Origin of the sequence: Microcoleus sp. MON1_C5, from assembly GCF_036701875.1 — a bacterium.
In the GTDB taxonomy this organism is placed as follows: Bacteria; Cyanobacteriota; Cyanobacteriia; order Cyanobacteriales; family Microcoleaceae; genus Microcoleus.
Map to the genome: position 1 here is coordinate 74,868 of NZ_JAUBRN010000021.1, position 19,011 is coordinate 93,878.

Annotated in this window: 15 protein-coding genes and 1 tRNA gene; 3 read left to right on the top strand and 13 right to left on the bottom strand. The window is 46.0% G+C overall.

All coding sequences use genetic code 11. The features are described 5' to 3' along the window. The first annotated feature begins 161 nt into the window (after positions 1–161). Positions 162–773 carry a COP23 domain-containing protein gene (locus tag QUA71_RS12825; RefSeq protein ID WP_333285403.1) on the top strand — a complete coding sequence of 204 codons (612 nt, stop codon included), beginning with the start codon at positions 162–164 and terminating at the stop codon, positions 771–773. 89 nt (positions 774–862) lie between these two features. On the opposite strand, the gene QUA71_RS12830 is transcribed toward QUA71_RS12825, so the two are convergent. Then, positions 863–4,786: a cobaltochelatase subunit CobN gene (locus QUA71_RS12830; RefSeq protein WP_333285406.1), complete on the bottom strand. Its 3,924-nt coding sequence runs from the start codon at positions 4,784–4,786 to the stop codon at positions 863–865. Between the two features lie 209 nt (positions 4,787–4,995). Here QUA71_RS12830 and cobJ point away from each other — a divergent pair, with 209 nt between their 5' ends. Together cobJ and msrA are read left to right on the top strand one after the other, a co-directional pair. Next, the gene (cobJ, locus tag QUA71_RS12835; RefSeq protein WP_333285408.1) at positions 4,996–6,750 is read left to right on the top strand and encodes a precorrin-3B C(17)-methyltransferase; all 1,755 of its coding nucleotides are present in this window, start codon (positions 4,996–4,998) and stop codon (positions 6,748–6,750) included. 107 nt (positions 6,751–6,857) lie between these two features. After that, complete coding sequence (msrA, locus tag QUA71_RS12840; protein ID WP_333285409.1) at positions 6,858–7,481, top strand: peptide-methionine (S)-S-oxide reductase MsrA; 624 nt, start codon at positions 6,858–6,860, stop codon at positions 7,479–7,481. Positions 7,482–7,542: 61 nt separating this feature from the next. Here msrA and QUA71_RS12845 read toward each other — a convergent pair whose 3' ends face one another. The 12 genes from QUA71_RS12845 to QUA71_RS12900 form a co-directional block, all read right to left on the bottom strand. Beyond that, a complete protein-coding gene (locus tag QUA71_RS12845; protein ID WP_333285410.1) occupies positions 7,543–8,319 on the bottom strand; it encodes a DNA polymerase beta superfamily protein in 777 nt (258 codons plus the stop codon). A gap of 45 nt (positions 8,320–8,364) precedes the next feature. After that, positions 8,365–9,315, bottom strand: coding sequence for a DNA polymerase beta superfamily protein (locus QUA71_RS12850; protein ID WP_333285412.1), 951 nt, complete (start codon positions 9,313–9,315; stop codon positions 8,365–8,367). A gap of 128 nt (positions 9,316–9,443) precedes the next feature. Further along, positions 9,444–9,848: a putative toxin-antitoxin system toxin component, PIN family gene (locus tag QUA71_RS12855; protein ID WP_333285414.1), complete on the bottom strand. Its 405-nt coding sequence runs from the start codon at positions 9,846–9,848 to the stop codon at positions 9,444–9,446. Further along, positions 9,845–10,210, bottom strand: coding sequence for a hypothetical protein (locus tag QUA71_RS12860; RefSeq protein WP_333285416.1), 366 nt, complete (start codon positions 10,208–10,210; stop codon positions 9,845–9,847). The genes QUA71_RS12855 and QUA71_RS12860 overlap by 4 nt, the downstream gene beginning before the upstream one ends. Before the next feature lie 171 nt (positions 10,211–10,381). Continuing rightward, a complete protein-coding gene (locus tag QUA71_RS12865; RefSeq protein ID WP_333285418.1) occupies positions 10,382–12,040 on the bottom strand; it encodes a DUF262 domain-containing protein in 1,659 nt (552 codons plus the stop codon). A gap of 100 nt (positions 12,041–12,140) precedes the next feature. Beyond that, positions 12,141–12,212 (bottom strand) — tRNA-Val (locus QUA71_RS12870). After that, on the bottom strand, positions 12,192–12,338 hold the full coding sequence (locus tag QUA71_RS12875) for a hypothetical protein (RefSeq protein ID WP_333285420.1): 147 nt from the start codon (positions 12,336–12,338) through the stop codon (positions 12,192–12,194). Before QUA71_RS12875 ends, QUA71_RS12870 begins: the two co-directional genes overlap by 21 nt. Next, positions 12,338–12,550, bottom strand: a complete 213-nt coding sequence (locus tag QUA71_RS12880) for a DUF2839 domain-containing protein (RefSeq protein ID WP_333285421.1) — start codon at positions 12,548–12,550, stop codon at positions 12,338–12,340. The genes QUA71_RS12875 and QUA71_RS12880 overlap by 1 nt, the downstream gene beginning before the upstream one ends. Positions 12,551–12,615: 65 nt before the next feature. Then, on the bottom strand, positions 12,616–14,124 hold the full coding sequence (locus QUA71_RS12885) for a helicase C-terminal domain-containing protein (RefSeq protein ID WP_333285423.1): 1,509 nt from the start codon (positions 14,122–14,124) through the stop codon (positions 12,616–12,618). A 22-nt stretch (positions 14,125–14,146) separates the two neighbouring features. Beyond that, positions 14,147–15,676: a pentapeptide repeat-containing protein gene (locus QUA71_RS12890; RefSeq protein ID WP_333285425.1), complete on the bottom strand. Its 1,530-nt coding sequence runs from the start codon at positions 15,674–15,676 to the stop codon at positions 14,147–14,149. Between the two features lie 78 nt (positions 15,677–15,754). Further along, positions 15,755–17,317 (bottom strand): pentapeptide repeat-containing protein, encoded by a 1,563-nt coding sequence (locus QUA71_RS12895; RefSeq protein ID WP_190662308.1) that lies wholly within the window; start codon positions 17,315–17,317, stop codon positions 15,755–15,757. Positions 17,318–17,413: 96 nt separating this feature from the next. Beyond that, positions 17,414–18,976, bottom strand: a complete 1,563-nt coding sequence (locus tag QUA71_RS12900; protein ID WP_190662306.1) for a pentapeptide repeat-containing protein — start codon at positions 18,974–18,976, stop codon at positions 17,414–17,416. Positions 18,977–19,011 lie beyond the last annotated feature (35 nt).

A 19,011-nucleotide genomic window follows, 5' to 3' on the forward strand; every position in this document is an offset into this window, starting at 1 on the left:
CCTACAGATATGATGTGCAACTAACCTAATTTAATATTTGAAAAATATCCGGGTGCGACAGCCAACCAGCAGAATCTGAATAGGTAGGGACACGACACTGCCCTGTCCCTACAACTATGACTTCCTACATAAATTTAACTGCCTTAGCGGCAGGAGTTATTATGAAATTGACTGCACCCTTATTAGCATCCGCTTTAGTTTTCGCCGGTACTGTCGCCTTTGCAAGCCAAGTGCAAGCAGCTACCAGCAACTCTGGGAATAGCACTAGAACAACATTTCAGTGCGTTACTTCTGGCCGTAATTTTGTCACAATTGCGCGGCGGGGAAATGTCACGACAGATCCGATGATTCTTTGGAAATCTACCGAGTTCGGCCGCGAATATACACCTTGGCAGCGCTGTCAAATTGTTTCCAATAGATTGACCAAAGCTGTTGCCCAGAATGGCGGAAGATTGAGCAACTTGCAGTTAACAACAGGAATTGTTAATAACTTGCCCGTAGTTTGTTACGTGAACGGACGGGGGCGCTGCAACTCTCAAAATCTGCTGTTCACCCTTGACAAGCGAAATGCTAAAAATCCCGGTGATGCTTTAACGAGATTGATTAATTTTGCCCAAGACGGCAGCGGGCCCGTGGCAGTGTTCAGAACCGGAGCTCCATCGTCTGCACCGCAGTTTGTTCCCTTTGGAGATATGGTCGATCGAGCTTTTAATTCTCCAAACAATAAACCGTCAGTTCCTGTAGCAAAACCGCAGGGCGATCGGGGTATTTAATAGTCGCGCCTCTAACTTGCACCTGATAAAATTGGAAACTATTGTGGGGTGGGCTTCTAGCCCGCCCCTAAATATTTAGACTAACAAAACTACACTGTCACCCCTTCAATTTTCTCATCAGTCAACTCGTACAACTCGCGCAACTGCTGCAACTTATCCGCATCGGGCAGCCAAAAACCCCGCCCGTTAGCCTCCAACATTCTGCCGACAATATTGCGAAAAGCTTCAGGATTGGCCTCCCGCAACTTCTGCGCCATTTCCTGATCTAAAGCATAAGTATCAGCCGCCTGATCGTAAACCCAACTATCAGTAAAATCAGCCGTTCCGCCCCAACCAATTAACGCTGTCATCCGCTGCGAAATTTCATAAGCGCCGCCAGAACCTTGATTTGCCATCGCGTTAGCCCACTTAGGGTTTAGCAACTTAGTTCGATATTCCAAGCGCAGCAAATCTTCTAAATTGTGCGGAGTTGTATCCTTAGAAAAACTTTCGACAAAACTCGTGTTAACCTTTTTGCCGCGCTGCTTTTCTGCGGCTTTCTTCAAACCGCCAGTATTCGCATAATACTCTTGAATATCAGTCAAACCGTATTCAACAGAATCAATTTCTTGAATTATGCGATCGCACCCTTGCAACAACTGAGTCAAAACCTCTGGCCTCGCTTCCCCCTTATCCTTTCTCCCGTAACTAAAAACATTGCGACTTTCCCAAGTTTTCCCCAACTCATCCCCCGATTCCCAACTACCATCAACAACCCTATCGTTAACCAAAGAACCAAAATCCCCAGCCGGATTAGAAAACAACCTTGCCGAATAATTCTGCACACCTTGTCCCTGCAAAATTAAAGCGTGTTTGCGAATAAAATTCTCCGATTCCGGTTCATCAGCATCCGCTGCCCGCACGAACAAATCATCCAACAATTCAATAATATTCACAAAGCTATCTCGGAAAATCCCCGAAAGATTTCCCAACACATCAATCCGGGGATGACAGACATCAGCTAACGGTTTTAATTCATAGCGAACAATGCGGCCAGTTCCCTCTTTCAGAGGTTCAGCCCCCACCAATTCCAGCAGAATTCCAATAGATTCGCCCCGAGTCTTAATCGCATCCAAACCCCACAGCATCACCGCCACAGTCTCAGGATAATTCCCATGTTCCTCAAGGTGCTTCTCAATAATTTTCCGAGCAATTTCGCGCCCCCTTTCATAAGCCGCCGGAGAAGGCATCCGATAAGGATCTAAAGCGTGAATATTCCTGCCAGTTGGCAACACCCCAGCCCCATCCCGCAACAAATCCCCGCCCGGTGCAGGCAGAATATATTCCCCATTCAAACCCCGCAAAAGATTAGTCAACTCATCCGTCGTTTGCAACAACAAATCCCGCACCAACAAACCCTCCTCAATAACCCCATCCAACCCCTCTTTCTCTTCTTCTCGGCGCCCTCTGCGCCTCTGCGGTTCATTTTCTTCACAAACCAGTTTTTGCACCTGTTCCGATGATAACCTCTCCCCAAAATAAGCCTCAAGATAAGAGGTCATTTCCTCAGAATTAGGCGGTTCCCCGAGAACGTGCAAACCAGAAGAAAAAAAGCGACATTCCACCACCTGCAAATACTCGTAAAGCTTCACCAAATAGCGATTAAAAGCATCAGGACTGAACATTACCATAGTCTCAAAACTAAAAGCAATACCCAACTTGCGAGCCTCATCAAACGGACAATCAGCCTCCAAACCGCTATCTAAAATTTTCTTACAAATAGCCTCTTTCAACACATAATTCTTGGCCGTATCTTCCCGATATTCCGCAATCAAATCCCGCAAAGCCATCAATTCCTTGTACAAGCCCGCGCGGCCATAGGGCGGCACGTTGTGAGAAATCAAAACACCGTAACCGCGCCGTTTTGCTAACATCGATTCCGAGGGATTGTTGGCGGCATAGACATAAAGATTCGGCAAACTTCCCAACAAAATATCCGACCAAGAATAGCCAGTATTTCCCAGAGGAGATCCCGGCAACCATTCAACAGTGCCGTGCATTCCGAAGTGAACCACAGCATCAGCTTGCAAATCATTTTGCAGCCACTTGTAAAAAGCAGCATATTGAGGGTGAGGCGTCAAATCGCGATCGAACATTAAGCGCATCGGATCGCCCGAAATTCCCAGCGGCGGCTGCAAACCTATCCAAACATTCCCCAGTTGAATGCCACCGATAAGGAACTCGTCGCCGTCTGTCTTAATGCCAGTACCAGTCAGAGATTCCCACTGTTTTTCGATACGACTTGTTAACAGATAGCCCAGCCATTTTTCTAAAGTTTTGACATTAACAGTCTCTTTTGTGGTACGGGCATCTTGCCCGTCACAAGTAGGTTCATCCGCCTCTTTCACCCTGCGAATTAACTCCTCACCGTCAGCCGGAATTTCTCCAACTGTATAACCTGCTGCTTGAAGTTTGTGCAGGAAATTTAGCAGCGATTTCGGTACATTTAATAAAGCAGCCGTACCAGCCGCACCGTAACCGGGAGGAAACCCGTAGAGAATAATCGCAATTTTCCTTTGAGATGGCGGAGTTTGTCGCAGTTTCACCCAATTATTAATTCTACTTGTCAGGCGTTTGGCGCGATCGGGCACGAGATAAATATCCTCACCCACCAAACCGCCCAGGGGAACAGGATCGATCGCGCCATCCAACTCAGGCAAAGCATACAATACCACACTTTGCAAACCCCCTATCCCCTGACGAGTCCAAGAATGGATATCCTGAATCAGCAGAGGTGCGGACACAAAATAAGGTACATTTTTAGCAGTTAAAATGCGCTTAGCAACTTCCACCTGCCTTCCACCCTCCATCGAACCAGCAGGCCCGCCAACCAAAGGAAAGCCAATAGTAGAGACAATGGCATCAACTTCCACAGCATCTTTAGAAAGCGAAAGAGTTTCAATATTGCCTTGTTTTCGCCGTGCAGTTTCATCAGCAGTCGTCATCCAATCCCGCACCGCCACATGGCCTTCAACGCCATTGATAAAAATTGGCAAAGGCACAATTCCCGCATCTTCAAAATAGCGAATTAATTGAGGTATATAAGGCTGCTTGGTGATAACGTGCTTGCGGTAAAGCAAGATGCCCACAACAGGGGATTTTACTTGCTTGAAATTAGGGAACCCATTGGTTCCAAATTTGGTGGAACGGGCATCTTGCCCGTTAGAAACCTGGTCATAATTTTCCGACAAATTACTCTCAAATTTTGTGGAACGGGCATCTTGCCCGTTATAACCCTTTCTATCAAGATGTCTAGCCTCTTTTGTGGAACGGGCATCTTGCCCGCCCCTAGCACTTTGATGACTCAGATACCAATCCAAATATTGCCTAGGCGATTCAAAATAACCATTATAATCAGGATGCAACAAACCCATATTGGGAGTTTCCACAGGCGGCGGAATTTCTGCAACTTTCAGCCCCAAATACTTTTCGGCAATAATCCAAAACATCGAGACAACATTATCCGCCCCGCCCGCATTCCAGTAACCATAAATAATCAGCCAGTTTCGCAAATCCTGCACTTTTTGCACCGGCACATACTTTAATAACTTCGGCCCAACCTTCAAAAAGCTGATGTAACCAGCCAGCTTATCTTCTTCTCGCCCATTGCTGAACTTATCCAGAATAAACTTAACAGGCTTCGGCATTCCCTTCGGCTTGTCGCCAATTTTAAAAGCGCCGATTTGAGTAAGACTCATCAATTCCAAAGCCGACTCAAAAACCAGGCGAATCGGAATATTCTGCACCCTTTCCCGCAGCCACATTACCGCATCGTAATCAAACAGCAAACTCCCGAAAAACACATCAGCATTCGAGAGGGCGGCTGCTACAGCGTCGGGTTCGTCTACGAGGGCGCGATCGCTAAAAACGCGCACTTCCAATCCCTGACAGCCACCCACAGCCAACTCAGCCGCTTTGCGGTACAAATCAGCATTAAAAGATTCAAACCCTGCAATTAAGACAATGCGTTTCACAGCCCTACCTCGAAATATTTGCTTCTTTTAATGATAGACTAATTGCAGAAAAGCACAGGCAAGATGCCTGTGCCACTTCCAGACAGAACAACACAAAAGATAAACTTCTTCCTTCTCTTTCTTCGCGCCCTTCGCGCCTTCGCGGTTCGTCAAATCTAAGAAAATATTAAAATAATCAGACCAATCCAAACACAAGCATAATTAAAACAGTGAATCGAATTCCTCCCGCAATAGTTATATTAGGTCAAAACAGCCAGCCGATCGCCAAAAAAATCTCCGCACATTTCCCCGGTTCCCAGATTTACGGTTTAATCGATCGCACGAACGACACAGACATCAACTTTAGCAACTTCGGCGAAACATTGCGGGAATTGTTTGCCACAGAAACCCCAATTATCGCTATTTGCGCCGCCGGAATAATCATCCGTACCCTCGCCCCGCTGCTGTCAGACAAACGCGCCGAACCGCCAGTTTTAGCCGTCGCAGAAGACGGAAGCGCCGTCGTACCGCTGCTGGGCGGTTTGCACGGCGTTAATGATTTGGCCAGAGAGATTGCAGCAGCCCTCGGCGTACAACCTGCAATTACCACCACCGGAGATATTCGGTTTCGCACCGCGTTGCTGAGTCCTCCTCAAGGCTATTATTTGGCGAATCCAGAGGACGCGAAGACTTTTATTTCAAATTTGCTCGCCGGGGCAAAAGTAGGCCTAGAAGGGGTTGCAAGCTGGCTTTCCGAGAGCAATTTGCCGATCGCCCCCGACGCCCAATTAACTATCCGCGTCACCGAAAAAGCAATTGGGCCGACGCCAGATTGTTTGGTTTACCATCCGCAAATTGCAGCAGTTGCACTCGCGAATCTATCGAATATTCAGCCAGAAATAGCCCTGTATTGCGTGCAGGAATTACTGGCCCAAACAAATTTAGCAGCAGCTTCTGTTGCTGGATTTTTTGCATTAAAACATGAGATGGGAAATCCGGCACTTGAAGCACTTTCACAATATTTTAAAGTCCCCGTCCGCTTTTTCAATCTCTCCGAACTTGTCGAATTAGACTCAATTGAATTCATCGAAAATAAGGCTGCACAAATTGCCCTGACAGCAGCAGGTGCAAACAGTCAGTTAATCGAATGCGATCGCACTTTATCCCTGAATTGCGCGCTCGCCCTGGCCGCCGAGCCCATAAATGCTAGCGCGATCGGAATTAGCCGCGGCAAACTGGCGATCGTCGGTACCGGCCCCGGTGGCGCGCCCTGGATGTCCCCGGAGGTTAAGGAAATTTTGCGCGAAGCGACGGATTGGGTGGGTTACAAGTTCTATCTCGACTTAGCCGGAACCCTGCGGGAAGGACAAAAGCGGCACGATTCCGACAACCGCGAAGAGATCGATCGCGCCCGTTTTGCCCTAGATTTAGCAGCATCGGGTCAATCTGTAGCTGTGGTTTCGTCGGGAGATCCGGGTATTTTTGCGATGGCGGCGGCGGTGTTTGAGGCGATCGACTTTGACGCCAAACCCGAATGGCAAGGCATCGATATTCGGGTAGCACCGGGCATTTCAGCCATGCAGGCGGCCGCTGCTGCGATCGGAGCACCCCTCGGACACGATTTTTGCGTGATTTCGCTTTCGGATATTCTCAAGCCTTGGGAGGTCATAGAACAGCGGATTGCGGCTGCTGCTGCTGCCGATTTAGTTATGGCATTTTACAATCCCATCTCGAAACAGCGGATTTGGCAACTCGCAAGGGCGATCGAGATTTTGTTGCAAAGTCGCGATGCTAAAACCCCCGTCATATTGGGGCGAAACCTCGGCCGGCCCGGTCAATCTGTGCGCGTTTGCACCCTCGGCGAATTCCAGCCGGAAGACGCCGACATGAGAACTTTAGTTATTGTCGGTTCGAGTCAGACTCGGATTATTCCCCGCAACTATGGAGATGTTTGGGTTTACACGCCGCGCAGGTACGAAAAATAAGTCTAAGTGATTTGTCAAAAGCAACATTTCTCTATTTCCTCTTTCTCTGCGCCCTCTGCGCCCTCTGCGGTTAATAAAAAAAATCTTCTTCACACAACCCGCCACCAATGAACACTAAATTACCAGAAACAATAGAAACAGCTACTTTTGGACTTGGTTGTTTTTGGTCTCCCGACGCGCAGTTTGGAATTCTCGAAGGAGTCGTGCGAACTCGCGTCGGTTATGCGGGCGGGACTACAGCCAACCCGACTTATCATAACATAGGGAATCATATTGAAGCGGTGGAAATAGATTTCGAGCGATCGCAAATTTCCTATGCAGAACTGCTAGAGATTTTCTGGAGAAGTCACAATCCCCGGCAATCTCCTAGTTGGTCTCGCCAGTACATGGATGCGGTTTTCTATCGCACTGAATCCCAAAAGCAATGTGTTGAACTAAAACTCGATCGCGAAAAAGCTAATGGCGGCGAAATTTATACATTAATTCAGCCTTTGACCCAGTTTTATTGGGCTGAGGATTACCATCAAAAATATTATTTGCGTCAGGAACCGGAACTGATGCAAGAATTCGATCGCACTCAGTTTGTTAACTCCACTGTAGCAGCAAGAGTCAACGGTTATATCGCTGGTTTCGGCAGTTTTTCAAATCTCGAAGGGGAAATTAGAGATTTTGGTTTGTCTGCCGCCGGATGCGAGAAGTTAGAGAAAATAGTCTCCAGAATCCGACATTAAATTTTACCAAACTCTTGTGGGCTGGGCGTCCCGCCCGTCCGCAGCAATACGCACCTTACGACTAATTAGACGTGGAACAGCTTAGAGATGACATTCTCACCTTAATCAATAGTTCATTGAGTGGAACTTTTGCATCAGAATTTGACGGCAAATGACTTGTACTGCTTGCATCTACCAATATATTAACCAGTCGAACGCGCTCTTGTCGATAAAACTCGATCTCAGCATCTTCCAGCACCGATTTTTCCTCCCCGCCGAGCTTTCTCGCAATCAAATCGGGAATGTACGACAACTGAAATTTTTCATTTAGTTTTACCAAATTTGCCTCTACCTCCCCCGTTTGCATCAAATGAATCCCAGTCAGCAACACCCGGTAAACATACAGCAGCGGTTTCACCCGGCGCGGCTGTTCTTTCTCAAACAATTTCCACTGATTGTGAGCAAAACCGAGATAGTGGTGGCTGTGGTGCTTGGTAATGCAGTTCGAGGCGAGATTTTTTAATTCCTGGTGTTCCTTTGTACTGTAAACTATGAGCGGCGAATACAGTTGTTCCAAGACGTAGCCGTTGCGCTTCAACAGCAACTCAAAAAATTTTTTGATATCGTGAGTTACTAAATCGAGTTGCATTCCCTCCCGAACTTCAGAAACTTCGATTGTTTCTTCTCCAGCAATCAGCCCAATTACTTTCGGTAGCGGTAAGATGTGTACTCCCCGCAAGTCGAAGTCAGAATCGGCGGAAGGAAAGCCGTATAAATGCGAACCGCTGACAGTCGCAAACAACAGCGGATAAGGTTGAACGGAGATAATTTGGGCGAGATTCGAGATGTATTCTGTCATTTATTCCAGTCCATGCAGGCGGGCTTTGTTTCACAAGAAGCCATTTCAAGATCCGACTTCGATCGCACCTCTGCGAGATTTAATCAAAAACAGGTTCGCTTTCTCGTAATTAGGACGTTCTGGCAACTTAGTTGCAGCAAAAGCGCGATCGAACTCACCGTGCAAACTCAACCGCCAGCGATTCACCTCATCCCAGGATATTTCTTGGTTGCGGATCGATAAAAGTTGCGATCGATAATCCTGCACGCGAACAGGCACAAACCCCTCCTTGAGGACAGTAATTCCGGACAGCAACAAGCGAATTAAGTGCATCGCGTGCTTCCAACGAATTTCCCCGGTATTGCGGAGGTCTTGCTCCATTTTTTTAAATTGAGACAAAACGTAGCTATTGTAAGTTTGATAAACCAATTGAGAAAGAAAGATTTCCCTAATTTCGAGCAATTCTTGTGCTACAGGAGAAACTGTTTCTACCAAAGGCGTGTACAAACATTCTAGCACATTTGGATTAGCTTTTAGTGCCAAAACTAGAAACTTTTGCAGTTCCCAATAGCATTCCTGATTTTCCTTGTTTTCCAATTGTTCTGGAATGCCGTAAAGCGACCAATGAAGTATTGCAGGCGGCAGGTAAATCCCGCGTCTGTCTGTATCGGATTGCTCGTTATCAAGGCCGTAAGCTCTCGAACCAACAATGCAGCGGTAAATTACAGAATCATAGAGGTTGTATTCTGCCAGAAAATCTCCTCCTGACTGCAATCCTTCGCTCTGAAACTGCTTGCGGATGCTGAGTTCGTGCCGCCGCAGACTAACTTGTGTTCCGTCTGGGAGTTTGACTAAATATGCGTGGGAATTGTCGGTAGGCGATTGAACGATGACACCTACTAATCCCGGTTTCCAAGATTGGTCACTGGCGGGGTTTTTGACCTCAATTCTGGTGACAATTTGGGTTCCTGCGGGTAGGATTAAGTTGAAATTTTGAGGAATATTGGCATTTGCCATGAGGGAACCTCCTGCGGGGACACGAGCTACAATGTTAATGTAACATATATGTAGTACAAAAGTCGGTGTTTTGGGCGATCGCGTCCCTGCCCGCAAGCTACGGCAATTTTGGTCTTTTTGAACATAGTCTAATTCATAATCAATTCTGCAAACATAGAAACAGAAATAATTAACGTATTCTCTAAACTCTGAACTTCAGTAAAATCGCGATCGCCTGTAATTAAAAAATCAGCATTACCAGAGAGTGCACAAGCAATAAACTTAGCATCTTTTTGATCTCTAGGAAAATCAATTTCTATAGACACATCAATGAGTTGGGTTGAACCTTGAATCAAATTCAACCATCTTTCTTTCTGAACATCTGTTAATTTTAGTTTGCGTCTACTTAATACCTCCTGATACTCTGCTAAAATTTCTTCTGAAACTACCCATTCATAATCCGGTTTATTGATAACCCAGGTAATAACAGATGCTGGTTTTCTTCCAGCAATCGCCGCAGATACTAAAATATTAGTATCTATAACAACTCTCATTCTCCTCTCCGATAAGCTGCAATTTCTTCGGCAATTTCTTCATCAGTTAAAGGATGATCCGCGTGTAAAGCCTGGGTTTCTTCACATAAGTTTCTAAAATCTTCAGCTAAAGCTTGTTTGTGCAGATCGGGCTGATAACTCTTCTTAAGTTCTCGGCTGATTTTGATTTTTTCTGCTAGTAAATCTTGTGCAGTTTTTCCTGAAAGAATCGTTACTACTTGCCGAGGTTGATTAAGATGCTGTTTTTCTGACAAAGCTTTTAAAGCATCAGTAATTACCTGATCGGGGGTTGTATATTTCCCTGTCTCTAAGTGTTGTTGCAGTAAATTTTCTTGTTCTGAGTTCAGAATTATTTGGATCATAACTTTGCCTCTATGCCTCTATAGGGATTGGTATAAAAATGGTAAAAACAAAGAGAGTATCAGGCATTAAACAAGAATAAAATTAGGTTGCAGTTTCAAGAAGGAGGAGAGGCCTCGAATTGCCATTTCTGTCGATTTGCTGGATACAGGGAATGTGATAATATAATCTCACTATTCGACAAATTTAAATTCACTCATAAAACTAAAAAGTGATGCTATTTCTGTTACATTCTGCACATTTTCGGTTCGGCCACCACTAACATCAATATATAATTGTTTAAAATTTGAATTTTCGATACCAAGTGACTTGAACTTCTTTGTTTCTCTATTTGATTTCTCACTCAACTCCATATAGGTTCCAACAAAGCTCAAAGAAGCTAATCGATTTATTGAGTATTCATCTTCTTTAATTCTATCTACTACAAACTCTAGAATCATATAAATAGCCTCTAATATATTATCAAATTCATAGAGCGAACCATTCAGATAAAATTTTGTAGGCGAATTCACTGTAGTTCTTTTTCTTGGCTGTAATTCTGTCTGGGTAAGAGATGGAGAGGAACATCTATGGTAAAGCATCCCATCTACAAAATCTGTTTCATCAATTGTTTCAATTCTTTTACCTGAAGAACTACATATTGGATTAGAGTTAAACAGTTGTCGCTTCATCTCTAGCTTTTCATAATATGACTGTGAATTTTCGATAACTTGACTCAGCTTATTTTTCCAAATTCCTATACGTTCATTTAGTTTGGAATCAGTCCTCTGTGAAATCGCATCTATAAAATTACGGTCATAAGAACATATATCAAGAAATGCTTCATAGATAATTTCAGTTTTGTCCTGTATATCGGTTATTGTATAATCAACAAAACCTTGCATTTGAACATCGAAAATAGCTTGATTAAGAAGTGGAGAAAACTGAGCTTTATCTGTTTTAAGGGTAAAGTTTCTAAACTGTTTCTCGTTGAAGGTGACTTTAACCATTCGTAAGACTTTCTCAAATAAAGATTCAAGCTCCTCGTTGGCTCTTAAATTTACTTGTGGCAAGAAATTTTTATCCGCATTAGGTTTTCTTCGCCTCATATAATTATTAAGCGTTTCACCTCTGGCTTCCGGATATTGATTTGATTCTGGCTTGTAAAGTTCATAAAAAGCAAAGAATCTTAGAATAAGTTCAACATCAAGCATCCTGTTTGGATCTGGCTTGCCTTCTCTTACTGGCTTGAACTTAGGAAAAGGTGATAATAATTCTCTGTATAAGATAGAATGACTACAATGATTTAAAAAATCATTGAATTCACCATGAAACATACAATTTCTTAATTCTTGTGAATTAAGAGAAACTGAGCCTTGATTAAGTCGTCCAAAAACTTCAAATTGTATTTCAGGCTGTGTCCCAGTTTCAATAACAATTGTATTGATTTGACGCTCTAAAAAAAGGCTGCTGATTTTCGGTGGTAGAGACGGATAAGTAAATTGGTTTAGGTCTGGTAACGTTATAAGATTTGTTAACTTCAAAGTTCCGTTACTAAAATGCGCCAAAGTTGTTAGTCGTTGAACTCCATCAATTACTTCAAACACTCTTTCATCTTTTTCTTCATCAAACTTTTCCAGTAAAAATATAGATGGAATTGGCACATCCATAAAAACCGATTCAATAAAACGACATTGCTTAGGGATATCCCAAACAAAAGTTCGTTGATAGGATGGTACAACAATTTTTCCGCTCTGAAAGTCCTTAATCAAGTCTTTGACTGAGCGAGTTATAGATTTTTGCAAAACTCTCGCTTTTTGTAAGCTTTCAACAAAGTCATTTCCAATAGCCATTATTATTTTTTGGGGTAATGGATGCTGTAAAAACTATATAAAAGAGGCGCAACCCTAAATCTGAGCTGTGAAAAATGTCGGTTAGTTTGAGTTAAAAATATGGGCAATACTGGATTTGAACCAGTGACCCCTTCCGTGTGAAGGAAGTGCGCTACCACTGTGCTAATTGCCCGCAGATAATTAAGATACCATACCAAGTCCAAATTTGCAAGTAAATTTTTCCTAAAAATTTAGCAGCTTGTTTCCGAGTTAAACTCGACACAATGCCAAGAATACAGGCATTTGTCGAGTCTGGCATCAGTTAACCTGCCACCAACCCGCCGCTGGGCCGACAAATCGCACTACCACCCACCAAGCCACCAAAACGCTAATCCCGATCCAGCTTCCGCGACTTGTCCACTTGACAAAATCTTCGCTTTGGGTTTTCGTGATTGGCAGCCAGGAAACGATGCGTTCTTCTTTACCGTATTCGTCGCCGATCGACTCTTTGCGACGCTTAGCTTCACCCATAATCTTTGTCTACTAAATTAGATTTCAACTGGATACCTAACCAAATTATACGCCAACAGGTCATCTCAAGCCTGCGTCAGCCAAGTCGTATCCAAATAATCAATCCTCGCAAAAGGACTCAAAGCCGCTAAAACCTGCTGTCCATAACTGCGGTGAATCACCCTGCTGTCGAAAATCGCCACCACCCCTTGACGTTCTCGCACCGGCGCGATCGCCCGTTGCAACTCATTCAGCGCCGCCGGCAGCAAATACAACCGAAACCAATCCTTGCGCCGTTCCTTATAATAAGCCACACGCGCCGTCACCAAAGGATTCTCCAAAGAAGGTAGCGGCAAAGTTGCGATCGCCAGCAAATGAGGCGCCCTCAATTCCCCCTGATGTTCCCGCCAAAACTCCCACCCAGTCACCAAAATCGCATTCTCGCCCACATCTGTTTTTTCTACCTGCACCCGAGAACCGAACTCAGAAGCCAAAATCGCCGCCAGCCGAGCCCTCAGCGGTACATCACCAACTATCAGCACAGTTAAACCCGCCACCGACGCGCTCATCAACAGCAAAGTCCGAATTTCTTCAATTAAAACTCCCTGAAATTCCGGCGTATTTGGCAGCGGCAGCCCGTTGGGAATGTACAGTTGAATTAATTCGCTTTGTCGATCGGGCGAAAACTTAACGCTGGTCAATTCTGGAAGTCCCAGCATTTCCCGGAAAATAGGAGCCTTCGGTTCCACATCCACCGCCCCACCAATCAACACCACGGGCTGATCGTCCCAAAATTTGCCCACAACCTCCCCCACCTGCACCGGCGCGCAGTACAGAGAAAATGAGCCAGCCTCCCGATGAATTTCCGCCCACCGCAGTTTTCCGTTTGCTTCCCACCGCTGCCAAAAATTGCTCCAAGCAGCCGGAATTAGGGGGTTTGGCTCGATTTTTTCAAACAGCCCCTGCAAAATATTTTGCTCTGCCGTTTCCAGCAAATAGCACTCCTCTGGTTTCGCCGGATGCTGAAAGAATGCCCGCGTTAGCATTACCCGCTTTTGGAGGATGGCATCGGCTTCCAAAGGCTGAGATTGCATTAAATCATTCCAATCAGCCGGTTGCAAACCCGCCGTCAATTGCTGGCGCGTCCAAACTTCCAAGTCATCCACACCGTCAATAATTGTCGGAATATTCCTGTGAAGTTCCGAATTCCCCGCCAAGCGAGCCGCCAGCCAAGACTCTGGATCGGCTAGCATCAATCCTCGCCCAGTGGCACGATCCGAATAAGTCTCGATCGACCCCTCTGTTTGCAGCCACTCTTGCAAACGCGGAATTTCCACAGCTCTCAAATGCTCGATCAGCGGTGTCGGAGCCACTAAAATCACAGGCTCCGGCCACATCAAAACCGGCATCAAATAGCTAACTCGATACCGCTGTCGGTAAGCTCCAGCGGGAAGCCCTGTTTGGATCAGAGCGCTGCGCCCCAAGCGCAAAGCCCGCGCCACGAGCCGCGCCATCGTTAAATGGTGTGGCCAGTGCGGCTCGGAGTGCGATCGCAGGAAGCGGAGCAATGAGTTGTGGACTTCTACCTCAATCAATCGGTTTTAAAATTGACATTTCTCACTCAACATAATCAAAACTGGCCAGAAAATCAACTACTTTTTGACCGAGAGGCACACTGAATTTACTGTCCTGATGAGTTGCACCTCCCTTCCCAAAATTCCCGTGAGAATTCACCATCAAACTCTCCTGTCCCGAACTAATTAAAATAGTTTGCGTAGGTGACTCAAAAAACTTTGTTGGCTGACTAACCCGTGATATATTAGAGACAAAATTTATCAACTCATTTAATTTATTTGTAGCTGTACTCAATGCTTTACGCAACTGCACTATTCGTCTTTCTTCCAAATTTTGAGTTTCGATATTTTTGCCGATAACCATAATATTTCTCTGAGTTTGTACAGCATCCTTAAAAGGAAGAATCGCTAAAAAAGCTGCTGGCAATAAATGCTCATCGCTCTCAAATCTAAAAGTTAGAGTTGTGCGGCGGTAGCCGACTTCAATATTAGGAGGAAAATTCATTGCCCGGTAATGCCGAGCTATTTCGCTGTAAACTGTGGCTAAAGTGCTGTTTGCTGAGTAGTCTAAAAGTGCGTCAACCACAATTTGCACTAACCCAGGCGTGTGATTTAAAAATTTTCTCGATTCTGACGGCGAATTAAATTGTTGAATCTGAGTGCGATCGCCTGCGGGGCTGAGGTCTACCCACTGGCAAGTAATATCCTCTGCAATGATACCACACCGAGGAACCAAATACAGTTTTGCTCCTGTTAAAGTTGCTCCCCTCAAATCAGCGCCCACCCAATCTGCATTAATCAAATTTGTTTCTGTCAAATCAGCGTGAACGAAACTAGCATTTCCTAAATTAGTATTTCTTAAATCTGCTCCGTTAAGGTTAGCTCCGCTCAATTTAGCACAGCTCAGATCGGCGCCGTTGAGGTTAGCTCCCGTCAAATCCGCCCATTTGAGGTTAGCTCCGCTCAAATTGGCACTGCTGAGATTCACCTGTTGCAAAGAAGCTTGTCTCATATCGGCATTGCTCAAATTGACGCCGCTAAGTTCTGCTTTCGTCAAATCTGCGCCGTGTAAGTTAGCTTCTTGAAAGTTAGCTGAAGCAGCCGAAGCACCTCTGAGATTTGCACCGGAAAGATTAGCACCGCACAGGTTAGCTTCCGTCAGTTTTACCTCTCTTAAATCTGCTTCAGTCAGGTTTGCGCCGCTGAAGTTAGTTTTGCTGAGTTCGCAGCGGACTAATTCACTTCTAATCAGGGATGCTCGGATTAATTGAGCTGCACTTAAATCGGCTCTCACTAAGTTTGCTACGTTGATAGTAGCCCCGTTTAAGATTGCCCGCGAAAGATTAGTGCTACTGAGTCTCGCCACATTCAGGTTAGCTTCGCTCAAGTTAGCGTCGCTCAAGTTAGCGCCGCTGAGGTTGGTTACAAATAAGCTAGCCCGCCTTAAAATTGATTGGCTGAGGTTGATGCGGCTGAGATTAGCTTCATTCAGGTTGATTCCTGTGAAATCTCTGTCACCTTCTGTGTATCTCTTGACGAGTGCAAATCGTTTGAGCAGTTCTTCAGCTTCCATTTTTTTCTTTAATGAAATGGCAATTGGCTAACTTTTATATGGCATGAATAGAAATGATATCAAATTAATTTATAGTATTTACTCACCGAGCTGATAAAAGCTTTTGACAAACTCAATGACCGTATTTAGCGGCGGGGTGGTAAATCTTTGGGCTTTAATTCCAGGACTGATAGACGTTTTGTTGACTCCGGGCAAATTTGTCAAGTTTCTGCCAAAATCTGGGTGATAGTGAATCATCAAAGTTTCGGCGCTGGAGTTAGCCAGTACAGTTTGGGTAGGCGATTGGAAAAAACTTGACATCGGTTCGCGATCGAGGCGAATCGGCTGAATTTTCATTTCCCCTATTTTTCTCATTGCTTTGGTCAGAGCTACGTTTAATTGCACTACCATATTTGAGACTCTGACGCCCAGGTTATTACCACTTTGGGGTTGAATCATCTTGATCAGAGTAATCAAATTTTTCTGAGTAAATGCTGCATCACTAAAGGGAATAATCGCAACGAAAGCTGTGGGAAATAGTTGCTCGTCCTGCTCTATTTTAAATGATATGATTGTGCGTCTGGAATTAACTTCGATACTGGGAGGATGGCTCAAAGCAGGGTATTGACGGGCAATTTGGCGGTAGGTAGCTGCAAGGACAAAGTTAGCATCGGGGTCGAGGGGTCGATCGACAATAATTTGAACTGTCGGCGGTGTAGCATTGAAAAACCTTTGAGATTCTTCTGGGGTAAAGCGCTGAATGTGGCTGCGATCGCCGTTAGGGCTGAGGTCAACCCAATCGCAGGTAATGTCATCTGCTTTCACATCAAACCTAGACACCGCGTAAATTTTTGCCCCCGTCAGGGCCGCCCCCGTCAAATCTGCGCCCACCCAATCAGCGTGAATCAAATTTGCTTGAGTCAAATCCGCGTGTACCAGAGTAGCGTTCAACAGGTTGACATTGCTCAAATTTGCCCCGTACAAGTTGGCCCCGCTCAATCTCGCTTCATCGAGGTCAGCACCGCTCAGGTTCGCTCCGCTGAGGTCAGCCCACCGGAGATTAGCGCCTCGCAAGTCAGCGCCACTGAGGTTTGCCTGAGACAGATTAGCTTGTCTGAGTTCGGCATTGCAGAGGTTGACTCCTCGCAAGTCTGCCCTGCTGAGGTCGGCTCTGTGCAAGTTGGCCCGTTCCAAGTTGGCCGCTATTAGGGAAGCGCCTCTCAGGTGAGCCCCGCTGAGGTCGGCTTGCTCTAGATTGGCTTCTCTGAGGGTTGCTTCTCTCAAATCTGCTTCGCTGAGATTTGCACCGGTCAAGTTGGCACTGCTGAGGTCGGCTCGGATCAGTTCGGATCTGATCATTGTAGCTTCGACGAGTTGGGCTTCTCTGAGGTCGGCTCGAATCAAGTTTGCCACGTTGAGGATAGCGCCGCTGAGGTTGGCTTTGTAGAGATTGGCACCGCTGAGTCTGGCAACATTGAGTTTGGCTTTTCTCATGTTGGCGTTTGACAAATTGGTGCCGCTCATGTTAGTCAGGCTCAAGATTGCCTCACTGAAATTAGCCCCGCTGAGATCGATCCTGCTGAGATTTGCCTCGCAAAGGAGGATAGCAGTAAAGTCTCTTTCTCCTGCGGCATATTTGGTGATGAGTTCTTGGGCATCCATGCTTTTCAATTTCCCTGATGTGTTAGCTAGAACAAAGCTTTGTTGTGCCAACCTTTAAACTAGAATAAGCATTTTTTGTAACTTGATGCAATATGCCTAGACATCTATATTATGGAAGCCTTTTATAAAATCCAAAATGCTAGTGATATTAGCTTGACCTAATTTTGTGCTTTCGGCTAACTTACCCGAGGTTGAGTTGCTCGGCTCGTATTTTTTTATCAGGCGCTTGCCGAAGCCTGGGTGGTGATATACGCTGAGTCTTTGGTCGCGCGAATTAATTAAGATCATCTGTGTAGGAATCTGAAAAAAATTGATGCTTTCGCCGATTTTTGGAAAAGAACTGGAAATTTTGATTTGGTCTACTTTGCTAATAGCTTGGTTGAGAGCTTTGCTGCATAACTGGACGTGTTTAGATTCTTTGACGTTAAGCTTGCCTGCATCGTGAGATTGAATCATTTTCATCAAAGCGATCAGGTTTTTTTGAGTGATGGCGGCGTCGTTAAAAGGAATGATGGCAACGTAAGCGGTGGCAAATAATTTATCGTCGCTGTCCATTTTAAAGGCGAGTACGGTGCGCCTGGAGCTGACTTCGATCGTGGGAGGCTGACTTAAACTCGGGTATTGTTGGGCAATTTGGTAATAAGTTGCAGCTAGGGCAAAATGAGCGCCTTGGTCTAAGGGCGAGTCAATCACAATCCGAACTGTGGGCAAGGTTTCGTGAAAAAATTCGTGGGTTCCTCCGGAGTTCAACCAGTAAATTTGGCTGTGGTCGCCGTTGGGGCTCAGATCGACCCACTTGCAGGTCATGCCTTCGGTTTTGATGCCGAGTCGCGAAACTGCGTGGAGTTTGGCTCCGGTTAAGGTGGCTCCGGTTAAGTCGGCTCCAATCCAGTCGGCGCGGATCAGATAGGCATTTGTCAGGTCGGCGTGAACTAAACTGGCATTTGACAGGTCGGCGTGACAGAGGTCGGCTCGGCTGAGGTCGGCACCGCTCAATTTGGCTTCGCTCAGGTCGGCCCAGCGGAGATTGCAGCCGCTGAGGATTGCCCAGCGCAAATTGACGCCGCTGAGGTCGGCGCCGCTGAGTACGGCTTGAGTGAGGTTGGCTTGTCTCAGTTCTGTGCCTCGCAAGTCTGCGCCGCTGAGGTCGGCTCGGCTGAGGTCGGCGCCTTGCAGGTTGGCTTGTTCGAGGTTGGCTTCTGTCAAGCACGCGCCACTGAGATGAGCGCCTCGAAGGTTGGCTTGAGCGAGGTTGGCTCCTCGAAGGGTGGCTTCGGTGAGGGTGGCGCCGCTGAGGTTTGCGCCGCTGAGGTTTGCGCCGCTGAGTTCGGCTCGAATGAGTTCGGCTCTGATCAGTTTCGCTCCTATCAGTATGGCTTTTTTGAGGTCAACTCGCACTAGGTAAGCGACGTTGAGGTCGGCGTCGGTGAGGTCGGCGCCGCCTAGGTGGGCGCCACTGAGTCTGGCAATGTTGAGTTTGGCACCGATGAGGTTGGTTTTGCTGAGGTTGGCTCCGCTCAGGTTTGCTACACTCAGATTCGCACCCTTGAGGTTGGCTCCGCTCAAGTTGACGCCGCTGAGGTTGGCCTCAGTCAGGTTGATTCCGGCAAAGTTTCTTTCTCCGGCGGCATATTTTTTCAGGAGTTCCTCGACTGTCATGGGGGCGGCACCGTATCAAATATCCCCATTTTATT

Excerpts from the sequence above, each read along its gene's own strand:
- QUA71_RS12855 (WP_333285414.1), bottom strand. The coding sequence starts at position 9,848 with ATGAGAGTTGTTATAGATACTAATATTTTAGTATCTGCGGCGATTGCT.
- QUA71_RS12875 (WP_333285420.1), bottom strand. The coding sequence starts at position 12,338 with ATGCCAGACTCGACAAATGCCTGTATTCTTGGCATTGTGTCGAGTTTA.
- QUA71_RS12890 (WP_333285425.1), bottom strand. The coding sequence starts at position 15,676 with ATGGAAGCTGAAGAACTGCTCAAACGATTTGCACTCGTCAAGAGATAC.
- QUA71_RS12880 (WP_333285421.1), bottom strand. The coding sequence starts at position 12,550 with ATGGGTGAAGCTAAGCGTCGCAAAGAGTCGATCGGCGACGAATACGGT.
- msrA (WP_333285409.1), top strand. The coding sequence starts at position 6,858 with ATGAACACTAAATTACCAGAAACAATAGAAACAGCTACTTTTGGACTT.
- QUA71_RS12900 (WP_190662306.1), bottom strand. The coding sequence starts at position 18,976 with ATGACAGTCGAGGAACTCCTGAAAAAATATGCCGCCGGAGAAAGAAAC.
- QUA71_RS12845 (WP_333285410.1), bottom strand. The coding sequence starts at position 8,319 with ATGACAGAATACATCTCGAATCTCGCCCAAATTATCTCCGTTCAACCT.
- QUA71_RS12850 (WP_333285412.1), bottom strand. The coding sequence starts at position 9,315 with ATGGCAAATGCCAATATTCCTCAAAATTTCAACTTAATCCTACCCGCA.
- QUA71_RS12865 (WP_333285418.1), bottom strand. The coding sequence starts at position 12,040 with ATGGCTATTGGAAATGACTTTGTTGAAAGCTTACAAAAAGCGAGAGTT.
- QUA71_RS12895 (WP_190662308.1), bottom strand. The coding sequence starts at position 17,317 with ATGGATGCCCAAGAACTCATCACCAAATATGCCGCAGGAGAAAGAGAC.
- QUA71_RS12860 (WP_333285416.1), bottom strand. The coding sequence starts at position 10,210 with ATGATCCAAATAATTCTGAACTCAGAACAAGAAAATTTACTGCAACAA.
- QUA71_RS12825 (WP_333285403.1), top strand. The coding sequence starts at position 162 with ATGAAATTGACTGCACCCTTATTAGCATCCGCTTTAGTTTTCGCCGGT.